Consider the following 12,287-nt stretch of genomic DNA (forward strand, 5'->3'; position numbering starts at 1 on the left):
CAGGCGTCGCCACGGAGAGTACCGATGACCACGCATGCCTCCCGCTCCTTCGTCCCACCCTGCCGTACCCGCACAGTCCCGCCCGCCCTGCGCGAGTTCGCCTACTGGCTGCATCGCTACCGCCGCACCTGGCGCGGGACCGTGGTGCTGAACGTGGCCAACCCGCTGCTGTTCCTGACCGGCATCGGCGCGGGACTGGGCACTCTTGTCAACCACAACAACGGTGCCGCCCTGGGCGGCCTGTCGTACCTGGCTTTCCTCACTCCCGGCCTGCTTGCCGCCTCGGCCATGCAAACCGCCTATATCGATTCGGCCCACCCTGTCCACCAGTCGGTGCAGTCCAAAGGGCACTACTGGGCGGCGAGTGCCACACCGATGACTCCCGTCGACATCTACTACGGTCACGTGCTGTTCAACATCTTCAAGGTGGCGCTCTCCGCGACGGCCTTCACGGCGGTGGCGGCGGCCTTCGGCGCCGTCGACGCGCTGCGGGCCCCCCTCGTGGTGGTCGCGACACTGCTGGTCGGAGCCGCGTTCGCCGCGCCGTCCGCCGCCTGGGCAGTGACCGCGAAGCGCCAGCCCACGGTACTCGCGGTGCTCCGGTTCGGCGTGATGCCGATGTTCATGTTCTCCGGCACCTTCTTCCCTGTGACGCAACTGCCCGGCTGGCTCCAGCCGGTGGTGCAGGTGACGCCGCTCTGGCACGGGGTCGAGCTGTGCCGTACGGCAGCGCTCGGCACCGGCACCGTGGCCGGCACCGCTGTCCACGTCGGCTACTTGGCCGTGCTGGCTGCCGTCGGTCTGCTGCTCGGACGGCGCACCTATCAGCGGCACCTGCACTCCTGACCACCAGCACTCACCCCTGAAAGGCAGGGATCCCATGTCGGCCGTGCTGGGCCCGCATGTCTCCGCTCGTCCCGTTCCAGCACTGCGCTCCGGGGGCGCCCTGGCGATGGTCGAGCGAAATCTGATGATCTACCGGCATACCTGGCTGCTCCTCGTGGCCGAGATCTTCGAGCCGGTGCTCTATCTCCTCGCCTTCGGTGTCGGCATCGGCGGGCTGGTAGGCAACGTACCGGGCCTCGCCGACACCGATGTGCGCTACGCGGAGTTCGTCGCTCCCGCTCTGCTGGCGACCACGGCGATGAACGGCGCGATGAACGAGACGACGTTCAACCTGTTCAACAAGCTGAAGACGAACCACACCTACGAGTCGATCCTGACCACGCCGATGACGGTGCGCGGCGTGGCACTGGGCGAGGTCTGCTGGGCTCTGCTGCGCGGTGCTCTGGTGACGGTCGGGTTCCTTGTGGCCGTGACCGTCTTCGGTCTGGTGCACAGTCCGCTGGTGCTGCTGGTGGTACCCGGCGCGCTCCTCGTCGGGTTCACCTTCGCGGCGCTCGGCCTGGCCGTGGTGACCTACCTGCGGGACTGGCAGGACTTCCAGTACATCCAGTTGGCCATGCTGCCGATGTTCCTGTTCGCCACCACCTTCTACCCACTGGACGTCTATCCCCGTCCGGTCCAGCTGCTGGTGGAGTGCCTGCCGCTCTACCAGAGCATCGAGCTGATCCGGCAGCCCTCATTGGGAGAGTTCGGCGTCGAACTGCTGCTCCCGGCCGCCTATCTTCTGGCGCTGGGCGGCCTCGCCCTCATGCTGGCATTCCGCCGACTGGACCGGACACTGCGCAGCTGAGTCACCGACCGTTCACTCATCGGGCAGGCCCGGCATCCTGTCGGGGGCCGGGCAGATGCGGGTGCCCGCGTGGTCGAAGACGTAGAGCCGCGCCATGGACGAGGATCTCGTGCCCCTAGCGGGTCACGTAGACGGTGGTGGCGCCGAGTTCGGCGACGATGCGGGCGATCTCTGCACGCAGGTGGCCGCGGAGCTTCGCGTCGAGGCTGGAGAGCGGTTCGTCGAGCAGGAAGACCGAGGGCCTGCGGGAGATCGCACGCCCCACCGCCACGCGCCGGCGCTCCCGAGCAGCCCGGCCCGCCTTCGTCCAGCGAAGGCGGGCCGGGTTCGTCCACGGAGGTAAGGTCCTCGGCGGAGCAGTCTGCGCGGAGCGACGGATCCGGGCAGGGGGCAGGTCACCGCCCGGATGCGCGAGTCAGCCGCGGAGCCAGACCGCCGTGTCCCCCGGCAGCCGTCCGTCCGCGTCAAGTTGTTCACTGGCGAGCAATAGCTCGGTGTGTGCGGGCAGTTCGACAGCGTGGTCCCGCAGGTTCACCACACAGACCAGGCCGTCGGTGCGGGCGAAGGCGAGGACACCGTTGTCGGAGGGGAGCCAGGTCATCGGACCGTCACCGAACCCGGGGGTGCCGCGGCGGAGCCTGAGCGCCGTGCGGTACAGGGCGAGCATCGAGTCGGGGTCGCCGAGCTGGCGGTCCACCGCGTACTGCGGCCAGTACGCGGGCTGCGGCAGCCAGGGCTCCGTGGCACCGCCGAAACCACTGTGCGGTTCGCCGGCCGTCCACGGCAGTGGGACGCGGCAGCCGTCGCGGCCCGGGTCGGTGCCGCCGGAGCGGAAGTGCATCGGGTCCTGGACGCGGTCGAGGGGGATGTCCGCCTCGGGCAGGCCCAGTTCCTCGCCCTGGTAGAGGTAGACCGAGCCGGGCAGCGCCAGCGTGAGCAGTGCGGCGGCGCGGGCGCGGCGGGTGCCGAGCTCCAGGTCGGTGGGTGTGCCGAAGGTCTTCGTCTCGAAGTCGAACGCGGTGTCCTCGCGGCCGTAGCGCGTGACCGTGCGCGTCACGTCGTGGTTGCAGAGCACCCAGGTCGCGGGGGCCTTCACCGGGGCGTGTTCGGCGAGGGTGTCGTCGATGGTGCGGCGCAGGCGCTCGGGGTCCCAGGGGCAGGCGAGGAGGTTGAAGTTGAAGGCGGTGTGCAGCTCGTCGGGGCGCAGGTAGCGGGCGAAGCGTTCGGAGTCGGGGAGCCAGACCTCGCCGACGAAGACGCCGTCGTACTCGTCGGCGATCGCGCGCCAGGAGCGGTAGATGTCGTGGATCTCGTCCAGGTCGAGATAGGGGTGCGGGTCGACGCCCTCGGTGAAGTCGGGCAGGTCCGGGTGCTTGGTGAGCAGGGCGGCGGAGTCGATACGGACGCCGGCGACGCCGCGCTCGAACCAGAAGCGCAGCACGTCCTCGTGTTCGCGGCGGACGTCGGGGTGGTTCCAGTTGAGGTCGGGCTGTTCGGGGGTGAACAGGTGCAGGTACCACTCTCCGTCGGGCACCCGGGTCCAGGTGTCACCGGCGAACTGCGAGGGCCAGTTGTTCGGCGGGAGTACGCCGTTCTCGCCGCGGCCGGGGCGGAAGTGGAACAGCTTGCGCTCGGGGCTGCCGGGCCCGGCGGCGAGGGCGGCCTGGAACCAGGCGTGCTGGTCGGAGACGTGGTTGGGCACGATGTCGACGATGACCTTGATGCCGTGCTCGGCGGCCTCGGAGATCAGCTTCTCGGCGTCGTCGAGGGTGCCGAAGGCCGGGTCGATGGTGCGGTAGTCGGCCACGTCGTAACCGCCGTCGACCAGCGGCGAGAGGTACCACGGGGTGAACCACACGGCGTCCACACCCAGTTGGGCGAGGTACGGCAGGTTCGCGCGGACACCCGCGAGGTCCCCGGTGCCGTCCCCGTCGCCGTCCGCGAAGCTGCGGGGATAGACCTGGTAGATGACGGCGTCACGCCACCAGTCATGGGTGCGGGAGGGGTGCACGGCTGCCACGGGGGGTCCTTTCGGGCAGGTGGGACTCCGCCGCCGGTCGGAACGGGGCATGAAGGTGCCGACCGGCGGCGGAGTGCTTTTGGGTGGTGAAGCGAAGGGGAGGTGAGGGGGGCGGGGTGCAGGTCAGCCCTTGAGGCTGCCGGCGGTGAGGCCCGCCATGATGCTTCGCTGGAAGAAGAAGAACACGATGATCATCGGAATACTCGCCATCACCAGACCCGCCATGATCTGGTTCTGCGTCACCTGTCCCGCGGTCTGGGAAAGGCCCACGCTGATCGTCATCTTCTCGCTGTCCGGCAGCACGAGCAACGGCCAGACGAAGTCCTTGAACACCAGCACGATGGTGAAGATGGACACCACACCGAGGATGGGCCGCGAGATCGGCAGGATGATCGAGACGAGCACGCGCCACGGCGGCACCCCGTCGATCTCCGCCGCTTCGAGGATCTCGTCGGGAATCGAGTCGAAGAACCGTTTGAGCAGGAAGATGTTGAACCCGTTGGCCGCCACCGGGAACCAGATCGCCCAGGGCGTGTTGAGCAGCTGCCACCCGAAGATCGGCACGTCCGTGACGGTGATGTACGCCGGGATCATGACGACGATCGGCGGGATCATCAGGGTCGCGAGCATCGCCCCGAGGATCACGTTGCCGAACATCGGGCGCAGCTTGGACAGCGCGTACGCGGCCGTCACATCCACCGCTAGGGCGAACAGCCAGGCTCCGACCGCGTAGAAGAGGGTGTTCTTCAGGAGCAGCCCGACGTCGAAGAGCTCCCACGCGTCCGCGAACACCGAGAAGTCCGGGTCCTTCGGCCACAGCGTCGGCGGCATCTGGGCGATCTCCTCGCCCGACTTCATCGCGCCCGTGACCATCCAGTACAGCGGGAAGACGAACACGAACGTGAACACGGACAGGACGGCGGCGAGCACCGTCCAGTAGATCCGCTTTCCCCAGCGGGACTTGAGCTCGAGGGGCGAGACGATGGTGCGGGAGTGGCCGTCGGCCCAGGCGGCGCGGCGCCGCTTGCGCCGGCGGTGCGCGTCCGGCGGCCTCACCTCGCGGGTGTCCACGGCGGTTTCCGGGCGGGCTGTCATGTCAACTGTGTTGGCCACGGGACTACCTCTTCTCGTCGCGGGTCAGCCGGAGCTGGACCGCGGCGACCGCAAGGAGAACGATCATGAGCATCACGCCGAGCGCGCTGCCGGCGCCGTAGTTGCCGCCATAGACGAAGGCGTACTGGTACATCAGGAAGGCGACGGTGACCGTCGCGTTCTCCGGTCCGCCGCCGGTGAGCATGTAGGGCTCGATGAACACCTGCATGGTGGCGACGATCTGGAGCATCAGCATGAGCAGCAGGATCAGCCGGGTCTGCGGGATGGTGACGTTCCAGATCCGCTTGAAGATGCCGGCTCCGTCGAGTTCGGCCGCTTCGTAGAGGTCACCGGGGATGTTCTGCAGTGCGGCGAGATAGATCAGGACCCCGGAGCCCAGGTTCATCCAGGTGGAGACGATCACCAGGGAGATCAGCGCGGTGTCCGTGGAGTCCAGCCAGGACAGACCCGGCAGGCCGACGAAGTCGAGTATCTGGTTGAACAGGCCGGGTCCGGGATCGTAGAACCAGCGGAAGAGCAGCACCGAGACGATCGGCGGCAGCATCACCGGCAGGTATACGACGAAGCGCAGGTATCCGCGTGCGTGCCGCAGTTCGTTGAGCACGATCGCCACCGCGAACGGGATCACGTAGCCGCACAGCAGGGCGAGGAAGGTGAAGGCGAAGGTGTTCTTCCAGGCCTGGCCGAACGCCGGGTCCTCCACCACCGTACGGAAGTTGTCCAGGCCCACCCACTTGGGCTCGTCGACCAGGTTGGTTTCCTGGAAGCTGAGCACGAGCTGCCGGATGATCGGCCACCAGGCGAACAGCGCGAAGCAGAACAGGGCCGCACACAGGAATCCGTAGGCGGTGAGGTTGGTGCGAAGAGTCCTTCCACGACGTGAGGGACGTGCGGGTGGCCGGCGCCGCGGCCTCGGGGGCCGTTTCGCCTGCACGGTGGATGTGTCCATGGTGATCTCCCGTTCCGCGCCGCGGGCCGGGGTGCCGCACTCCGTCAGAACCGGATGCGGCACCCGTGGTCCGCGACGGTCAGCTCTTCGCCAGAATCGAGTTCGCCTTGCCCTCGGCATCGGCGAGCAGCTTGTCGATGTCGGCGTCCTCGCGGGTCAGGACCGCGGACATGGCCACGTCCAGCACCGCGTAGAGCTCCTGCGCGTTCGGCGGCTCCAGCTTCAGCTCGACGCTCTTCGATCCGTCGACGTAGGGCTGGTAGTACTCGACCGGCAGGACCGCGTTCTTCTCGCGGAGTTCGGCGAGCTTCTGGCCCGTCGGCGAGTCACCCATGTAGTCGTTGTTCGGAACGCCCACGGCCTCACCGTTGGCCTTGCCGCGCGCGTAGTCGTGACGGCCCTTGCCCGGGGTGTTGAACTGGAAGTCGATCCACTGCAGGCCGGCCTTGGTCTCGGCGGCGCTCGCCTTCGGGTTGATCATGTAGGCCTCGCCACCGGTGAGCGACGCCTTGCCCTCGGGGATGGGGGCGATGCCGTAGTCCTCCTTGCCGCCCTGGAACTTCTGCACCAGGTCGGTGACGACGTCCGGGGCGCCGAGCATCATGCCCGTCTTGCCGGCCGCCATCTGCTGCATCAGCGCCTCCCAGCCGATCAGCAGCTTCTTGCCGACGCTGTCGTCCTCCCAGCGCATGTCGTGCAGCGTCTGCAGAACCGCCTTGCCCTCGGCGCTGTTGAAGGCCGCCTTGCCGTCCACGACCATCTCGCCGCCGCGGCTGAAAATGGACTGCGCGAAGTGCCAGCCGCCGACGTTGCCGCCGCCGTACTCGCCGTAGCCGACGTAGCCGTCACCCAGATCCGCGATCTTCTTGGCCGCGTCGCGGACCTCGTCCCAGGTCTTCGGCGGGGAGTTGGGGTCGAGGCCGGCCTCCTCGAAGAGCTTGCGGTTGTAGACCAGCCCGACGGTGTAGCTGACGTTGGGGATGCCGTAGACCTTGCCGTCCTTGGTGAGCATGTCCCGGACGTCCTGCCGGATGTCACCGAAGTTCTTCACCAGATCCGTGGACGCGGTGATGTCCTTCGCCTGTCCCTTGGCTATGACATCGGCGTAGTTGGTGACAGGGGCCATGAAGACCGTCTCCATCTGGCCGCCGGCCAGCTTCGCGGCGAAGGTCTTCGGGTCGAAGCACGGCTGCTGGTCCGTGCTCTTGACCTTGACGCCCGGGTGTGCCTTCTCGAAGGCCTTGACGTCGTCATCCCATGCCTTGCGCTGCTCGGGTGCGGTTTTCGCCGGCTGGCACGCCACGGTGATCGTGACGTCCCCGTCGGCTCCGGCGTCCGAATCACCACCGCAAGCCGTGGCGGACAGGACAAGACCTGAAGAGATCAGAAAGATCGCGAGGTTGCGGGGCTTCATTGCGGCTCCTCCGAGGTGGCACCCAGGGCACTGCCCTGATCGGAGCGTCACATTAGGACGCAGAACAGGGCAGCGCAAGATTTTGACCCAAGATTGCAAGATTACGACTGCGTCACGAGGGTCGTGGGCTGACGAGCCCTGGGCGACTGCGCCCCAACGGGGGGCGCCGACGCGCACACAGGCGCGCCACCGTGCCCCTGCCGCAGCCTCAGTAGGTGGGCATCTCCGGGTCGATCCGCTCCGCCCAGGACAGGATGCCCCCGCCCAGGTGGACGGCGTCATGGTGACCGCTGCGCTTGACCACGGCGAGGACCTCCGCGGAGCGGATACCGGCCCGGCACAGCAGCACGGTCCTGCGGTCCGCGGGCAGCCGTGCGGCGGCGTCGCCGTGCAGGAACTCGCCCTGCGGGACGAGCACCGAGCCCGGCAGGTGGGCGAAGGCGTACTCGTCCGGCTCGCGAACGTCGACCAGGTTGACCGGCTCGTCCGCGTCGAGCAGTTCCTTCAGCTGCTCCGCGGAGATGGTGGACTCCCGCGCGGCCGCGGTCGCCTCGGGCGAGAGCAGTCCGAAGAAGGGCTCGGCGGCGACGGGCTCGGCCGGGCGCGCGGCACGTTCGTGCGGGCGCAGCGGTACGGTCGCGCACGTGCCGGCCATGGCGTCGTACTCCATCACCCGGCCGACCAGCGGCTCGCCCTGACCGGTGAGCAGCTTGACCACCTCGGTGGCCAGGGCGACCCCCAGCCAGGCGCCGACCACCTTCAGCGCGCCGGACACGCCCCGGAAGTAGGGGGCGGGAGGCTCCGGGAACAGATCCCTGAGGCCCGGGCCGTGCCGGTCCCAGAAGACCGAGACGCGCCCTCCGGTGGCTCCCATGGAGCCCCACACGAAGGGAATGCCCGCCTCGGCGCAGACGTCGTCGACGAGCCGGCAGCGGGCCGGGTCCTCCCCCGCGCACACCACGAGGTCGTAGTCCCGGACCAGTTCGCGCGCACGGGGCAGCTCGAACCAGCTCTCCGCCACGGTGCGCACGGCCGGATGGGTGCGCCCGAGCGCGCGGGCCCAGGCCGTGGCCCGGTCCGCGGGTTCCGCGTCCGGCAGCCCGAGGTAGCGGTCCCACGGGTCCGTGGGCGAGCCGTCGGCGACACCGATCACCCCCACGCCGGAGTCGGCGAGGTGAGCGATGAGCGGGGCGCCGATCTCGTCGGCGCCGACGACCAGGACCCGGCCCCCGGCGAGCCGACGCTGCCCCTCGGAGCCGTGTCCGGCGAGTATCAGCTGGTGTGCCTGGCGGCTCGTTTCTCCGGTGGGCAGGCCGGTGGCGGGTCGCGCCAAGGGGGGAAGCGACATGCGAGTCTCCTGCGAGTGTGAGGGAGCGGTCACGGCCGCTGGGCGTCTGCGTCGGCGGCCCAGTTCGGGCACGTGAGGGATCTTTGGCAGGGTGGTGTTCGTTCCGGCACTGTACGCTGAAATCGGTTCAGCTCAGCGATCCAGATGCAGTGCAACTCGTCGAAAAAGCCTGACTGTTGCCAGCGGTACAGGCGCCGTCAGCAGGTCGGCCCGGAGCCGAACCCCAGCTCCAGGGGTCCGTTGGTCTCGGCCCTGGAGACCGCTCGGGCCCGGGCGACAGCAGCGGTTCGAGCGCTGCCCGGCCCGACCGCGGTGATGTGGTACAGCCGCCGCACACGCAGCTCACGGCCGTCCTGATGACGGCGTCGGTCGGCTTGAGGATGCGAACCTGTTCGCCGACGTGGCCGTCGCCATCCTGCGCACCGAGGCGGTGTCGTCGGGATCGCGCGCTCGCCTCGGCCCGTGTCGGCGGGCCGTTACGGCCGCCGGGCGCAGGGCACCCGGCGGCCATGGCACTCACACACGGAACGCACCGTTCGGGCGGCTCCGGCCGGGGACAGGCCGCAGCCGTGGGCATCGGTGCCGCGGCGGGCGTGACGGCCGCCGTCGGCCTCCTGCTCGGCCGCAAGGCGGCGACGATCGGCAAGGTCGGCAAGGGGCACCCCCTCAAGCACCGCGCGCTGGACCTGCGGCCGGCGCGATGCAGCCGAAGTACCCGATCGACGCGATGAGCACCTACCTCAACGGCTTCCACATGTACGCCGACGACATGGGCAGGCAGGTGGAGGCCACGCACTTCTGCATACACCTCCAGCACGACCTGCACCAGTGCGTGATCTTCGACCGGAACGCGCCCGACGCCCGGCTGATAGGCATCGAGTACATCGTCAGCGAGGAGCGTTTCCGCGCCCTGCCCGAGGACGAGAAGCGGCTGTGGCACAGCCACCACTACGAGGTGAAGTCCGGCATCCTCACCTCACCCGGCATCCCCGACATGGCCGAGCACGCCTACTTCGAGGACCTCGTGACCACCTACGGGAAGACCTTCCACACCTGGCAGTACGACCGCGACGACTTCCCGTACGGCATCCCGCAGCTGATGATGGGCTTCACCGAGGACGGACAGGCCGCGGACGAGCTGGTGCGGGCGCGGGACGAGCGGCTCGGCGTCTCGACGACCCGCAAGCGGCGCGGCCGGGAGGACATCCCGATGCCGGAGGTGGCTCCCGGTGCCAACGCGTGGGAGAGCGGCCGGACGGTGCAGACACGCGTCGAGGAGACGGATCTCAAGCGCTGATCCGCTCAGCCGGACCGCACTGGCGTGTTCTGGCCGGCGTGCAGCAGCCAGGGCCCGTCGTCCTGCCTGGTCATGATGTACAGCGGCGCGCCCTCCGTGTCGCCCTCGGCCGAGTGGTAGACCTGCCGGACCTTGACGGCCGCCACGTCGGGCCGCAGGAACTGCACGTGGACGGCCTCGTAGGTGACGTCGCCGTCCCAGGTGGCGTCCGGCAGCACGGCGCGGGTGAAGTCGGCGATCGCGTCGAAGCCGAGGAGGACCTTGCCGTGGGCGGTCGTCCACAGCGCGTCCGGGTGGAAGAGGGCGAGGAAACCTTCGGCGTCCTTGGCCCGCTGGGTCCGCTCGACGGTGGCCACGACTCGCCGGACGGCCTCGATGTCCGCTGCGGTGGCGCTCTGTGCGGTGTCGGTGTTCATGCGGGCCAGCGTGCTACCTCGAGTTTGGTTGAGGTCAAGGGCCGAGAGGCAGGAGGGCGGCGGGCCGCGCGGGCCGGCCGAGGCGGACCCGGACACCCGGTGAGTACAGCACGCTGACGGGGGCGGCGGTGGGGGCGGGGACACCGGCGGCCGCCAGCAGGTTCTCGTCGCAGGTGAGGAGCTCGGCGCGGTACAGGGGCCAGCGGGGGTGGTGGTTGGGCAGGTACGCCGCGCCGCCGAGGAACGCGTTGTGCATGCCCCAGCGGGCGGTGAGGAAGTGCTCCAGGCCGGTGGGCTCGCGGATGTGCTCACCGGTGCGTACGGCGATGCGGCCGTACGCCCCGCGCGGACCGGGCCAACGGCGGGAACTGGTGTAGGTCACGGTGTCGCCGGCGGAGCGGACGCTCATGCGGGACCACAGGTAGGGCAGCCGGAAGACGAAACGGCCCATCACCACCGGGACCAGCCGCGAGGCGTCCATCGACCGGAAGACCACACCGCGCCGACCGTGGGCGTCCACCGAGTACAGGCGCACGTTGGTCTCCGGGAACGAGCCGAGGTAGGGCACCCCGGGCAGCCGGAACCAGCCGACCCGGTGCATCCGGAAGGCGACGAGCCCGACGTACGTCAGCCCGTCGTACGTGTCGGGGACGGTGCCGCGCGGCATGAGGTGCGCCACGGCGGCCGGCTCGACGGCCCAGTGGACGAAGGCCAGGTCGAGCCACTCCTGGGTGAGCAGCGGTGTCCTTATCGACTCGGGCGCGTCGGGAGTCACGGGGGTGGGCTTGTGCACGGCGCAAGAATGGCAGACGACCGGGACGGGCGTGGGGCCCTCCAGGGCCGGGATTGACCCTCGACCTGGTCAAGGGCCCAGAGTCGGGGACGTGGAGAGCGAGATGCGCAGCATTGGGGAGATGGCCCGCGACAGCGGCCTGGGCGTGAGCGCCCTGCGGTTCTACGACCGTGCCGGTGTGCTGGTCCCCGCCTGGGTGGATCCGGTCAGCGGCTACCGCTGGTACGCGCCGGGACAGCTGGACGAGGCGCGGCTGCTGGCACGGCTGCGCCGGGCCGGCATGCCCTTGGCGGACATCCGGCTGGTACTGGCCGGCTGGTCCGGTGCGGACACCGACCTGGTGCGCGGCCTCCTCCAGGCGCACCTCGGCCGGCTCGAAGGCGGGCTGGCCGCCGCCCGCACCGAGTTCTCCGCACTCCGGACCCTGCTCGACCAGAGGGAGAACCCCATGACCACCGCACCGCGCACCACCACCGCCCGCCTGTCCGTGTCCGCGCCCGAGCTGGCCGCCGCGCTGGACGCGGTCCGCTACGCGGCGAGCTCCGACCCCGGGCTGCCCATGCTCGGCGGTGTCCTGCTCGACGTGGAGGGCGACACCGTTCACCTCGTGGCCACCGACCGCTACCGGATGGCCGTGGCCCGGATCGGCGCCACCGGTCACGCGGGGCCGCGCGTGCAGGTGACCGTGCCCGTCCCGCTCGCCGACGCGATGCGCGCGCTGCTGGGCGGGGAGGAGCCCGTCGGTCTGATCGTGGACGGTGACCGTGTGGCGCTGGAGGCCGGGGACCGTCAGGCGGCCGGGCAGTGCCTCGCCCAGGACTTTCCCGACTACCGCCGGCTCGTCCACCTGCCGTCCGGACGGCGGGCCCTCGTCGAGACGGCCGCCTTCCGCGAGGAGCTGGAGACCGGTCCCGTCCGCTCGGGCGTGACGCGCGAGCAGGGTGACGCGTCCGGCGACGTCAGTGTGCTCGGAATCGCGGACGACGGCACGGTCACCGTCCGCGAGGACGGAGACGGGAGCTGTGTCGCCGTCGACCGGGGGTTCCTGCTGGACGCGATCGCCGCCGCGGGCCGGGACCGGCTGGTGCTGGAATTCGGCGCCCCCACGGCTCCCGTGGCGATCCGCCGCGTGGCCGACGAGACGACGTTCACTCTGCTCATGCCGGTCCGGCTGGACGACTGACGGCCGGGCGCCGACGGCCCGGCACCTGCCGGTGCCGTGAGTCGGTCCTCGGCCACCT

Annotated in this window: 12 protein-coding genes and 1 pseudogene; 5 read left to right on the top strand and 8 right to left on the bottom strand. The window is 69.8% G+C overall.

The window, feature by feature from the left end; genetic code table 11:
• The first annotated feature begins 24 nt into the window (after positions 1 to 24).
• Both KUM03_RS18870 and KUM03_RS18875 read left to right on the top strand, forming a co-directional pair.
• Entirely contained in the window at positions 25 to 846 is an 822-nt protein-coding gene (locus KUM03_RS18870) for an ABC transporter permease (protein WP_217250340.1), read from the top strand.
• Between the two features lie 43 nt (positions 847 to 889).
• Positions 890 to 1,696 carry an ABC transporter permease gene (locus tag KUM03_RS18875; RefSeq protein ID WP_308406354.1) on the top strand — a complete coding sequence of 269 codons (807 nt, stop codon included), beginning with the start codon at positions 890 to 892 and terminating at the stop codon, positions 1,694 to 1,696.
• 121 nt (positions 1,697 to 1,817) lie between these two features.
• Here KUM03_RS18875 and KUM03_RS18880 read toward each other — a convergent pair.
• The 6 genes and pseudogenes from KUM03_RS18880 to KUM03_RS18905 all read right to left on the bottom strand — a co-directional run.
• Positions 1,818 to 1,979, bottom strand: a pseudogene (locus KUM03_RS18880) (sugar ABC transporter ATP-binding protein); the annotation flags it as partial.
• A gap of 132 nt (positions 1,980 to 2,111) precedes the next feature.
• Positions 2,112 to 3,716 carry a glycoside hydrolase family 13 protein gene (locus KUM03_RS18885; protein ID WP_217250342.1) on the bottom strand — a complete coding sequence of 535 codons (1,605 nt, stop codon included), beginning with the start codon at positions 3,714 to 3,716 and terminating at the stop codon, positions 2,112 to 2,114.
• 123 nt (positions 3,717 to 3,839) lie between these two features.
• Positions 3,840 to 4,811 carry a carbohydrate ABC transporter permease gene (locus KUM03_RS18890; RefSeq protein WP_254399572.1) on the bottom strand — a complete coding sequence of 324 codons (972 nt, stop codon included), beginning with the start codon at positions 4,809 to 4,811 and terminating at the stop codon, positions 3,840 to 3,842.
• 22 nt (positions 4,812 to 4,833) lie between these two features.
• Positions 4,834 to 5,778, bottom strand: a complete 945-nt coding sequence (locus KUM03_RS18895) for a carbohydrate ABC transporter permease (RefSeq protein ID WP_217250344.1) — start codon at positions 5,776 to 5,778, stop codon at positions 4,834 to 4,836.
• Between the two features lie 79 nt (positions 5,779 to 5,857).
• The gene (locus tag KUM03_RS18900) at positions 5,858 to 7,192 is read right to left on the bottom strand and encodes an ABC transporter substrate-binding protein (protein ID WP_217250345.1); all 1,335 of its coding nucleotides are present in this window, start codon (positions 7,190 to 7,192) and stop codon (positions 5,858 to 5,860) included.
• Positions 7,193 to 7,400: 208 nt separating this feature from the next.
• On the bottom strand, positions 7,401 to 8,540 hold the full coding sequence (locus tag KUM03_RS18905; RefSeq protein WP_217250347.1) for a ThiF family adenylyltransferase: 1,140 nt from the start codon (positions 8,538 to 8,540) through the stop codon (positions 7,401 to 7,403).
• A gap of 509 nt (positions 8,541 to 9,049) precedes the next feature.
• On the opposite strand from KUM03_RS18905, the gene KUM03_RS38405 reads away from it, so the two are divergent.
• Together KUM03_RS38405 and KUM03_RS18910 are read left to right on the top strand one after the other, a co-directional pair.
• On the top strand, positions 9,050 to 9,271 hold the full coding sequence (locus KUM03_RS38405) for a hypothetical protein (RefSeq protein WP_254399496.1): 222 nt from the start codon (positions 9,050 to 9,052) through the stop codon (positions 9,269 to 9,271).
• Entirely contained in the window at positions 9,268 to 9,837 is a 570-nt protein-coding gene (locus KUM03_RS18910) for an OBAP family protein (protein WP_254399497.1), read from the top strand. Before KUM03_RS38405 ends, KUM03_RS18910 begins: the two co-directional genes overlap by 4 nt.
• Positions 9,838 to 9,842: 5 nt before the next feature.
• Here KUM03_RS18910 and KUM03_RS18915 read toward each other — a convergent pair whose 3' ends face one another.
• The gene (locus tag KUM03_RS18915) at positions 9,843 to 10,253 is read right to left on the bottom strand and encodes an SgcJ/EcaC family oxidoreductase (RefSeq protein WP_217250348.1); all 411 of its coding nucleotides are present in this window, start codon (positions 10,251 to 10,253) and stop codon (positions 9,843 to 9,845) included.
• A gap of 34 nt (positions 10,254 to 10,287) precedes the next feature.
• A complete protein-coding gene (locus KUM03_RS18920; RefSeq protein WP_217250350.1) occupies positions 10,288 to 11,046 on the bottom strand; it encodes a YqjF family protein in 759 nt (252 codons plus the stop codon).
• A gap of 103 nt (positions 11,047 to 11,149) precedes the next feature.
• On the opposite strand from KUM03_RS18920, the gene KUM03_RS18925 reads away from it, so the two are divergent.
• Positions 11,150 to 12,229 carry a MerR family transcriptional regulator gene (locus tag KUM03_RS18925; RefSeq protein WP_217250352.1) on the top strand — a complete coding sequence of 360 codons (1,080 nt, stop codon included), beginning with the start codon at positions 11,150 to 11,152 and terminating at the stop codon, positions 12,227 to 12,229.
• Positions 12,230 to 12,287: the final 58 nt, after the last annotated feature.

The organism is Streptomyces sp. AC602_WCS936 (assembly GCF_019049125.1).
Classification (GTDB): domain Bacteria; phylum Actinomycetota; class Actinomycetes; order Streptomycetales; family Streptomycetaceae; genus Streptomyces.

Excerpts from the sequence above, each read along its gene's own strand:
- KUM03_RS18915 (WP_217250348.1), bottom strand. The coding sequence starts at position 10,253 with ATGAACACCGACACCGCACAGAGCGCCACCGCAGCGGACATCGAGGCC.
- KUM03_RS18900 (WP_217250345.1), bottom strand. The coding sequence starts at position 7,192 with ATGAAGCCCCGCAACCTCGCGATCTTTCTGATCTCTTCAGGTCTTGTC.
- KUM03_RS18910 (WP_254399497.1), top strand. The coding sequence starts at position 9,268 with ATGAGCACCTACCTCAACGGCTTCCACATGTACGCCGACGACATGGGC.
- KUM03_RS18870 (WP_217250340.1), top strand. The coding sequence starts at position 25 with ATGACCACGCATGCCTCCCGCTCCTTCGTCCCACCCTGCCGTACCCGC.
- KUM03_RS18895 (WP_217250344.1), bottom strand. The coding sequence starts at position 5,778 with ATGGACACATCCACCGTGCAGGCGAAACGGCCCCCGAGGCCGCGGCGC.
- KUM03_RS38405 (WP_254399496.1), top strand. The coding sequence starts at position 9,050 with ATGGCACTCACACACGGAACGCACCGTTCGGGCGGCTCCGGCCGGGGA.
- KUM03_RS18890 (WP_254399572.1), bottom strand. The coding sequence starts at position 4,811 with ATGACAGCCCGCCCGGAAACCGCCGTGGACACCCGCGAGGTGAGGCCG.
- KUM03_RS18905 (WP_217250347.1), bottom strand. The coding sequence starts at position 8,540 with ATGTCGCTTCCCCCCTTGGCGCGACCCGCCACCGGCCTGCCCACCGGA.
- KUM03_RS18925 (WP_217250352.1), top strand. The coding sequence starts at position 11,150 with ATGCGCAGCATTGGGGAGATGGCCCGCGACAGCGGCCTGGGCGTGAGC.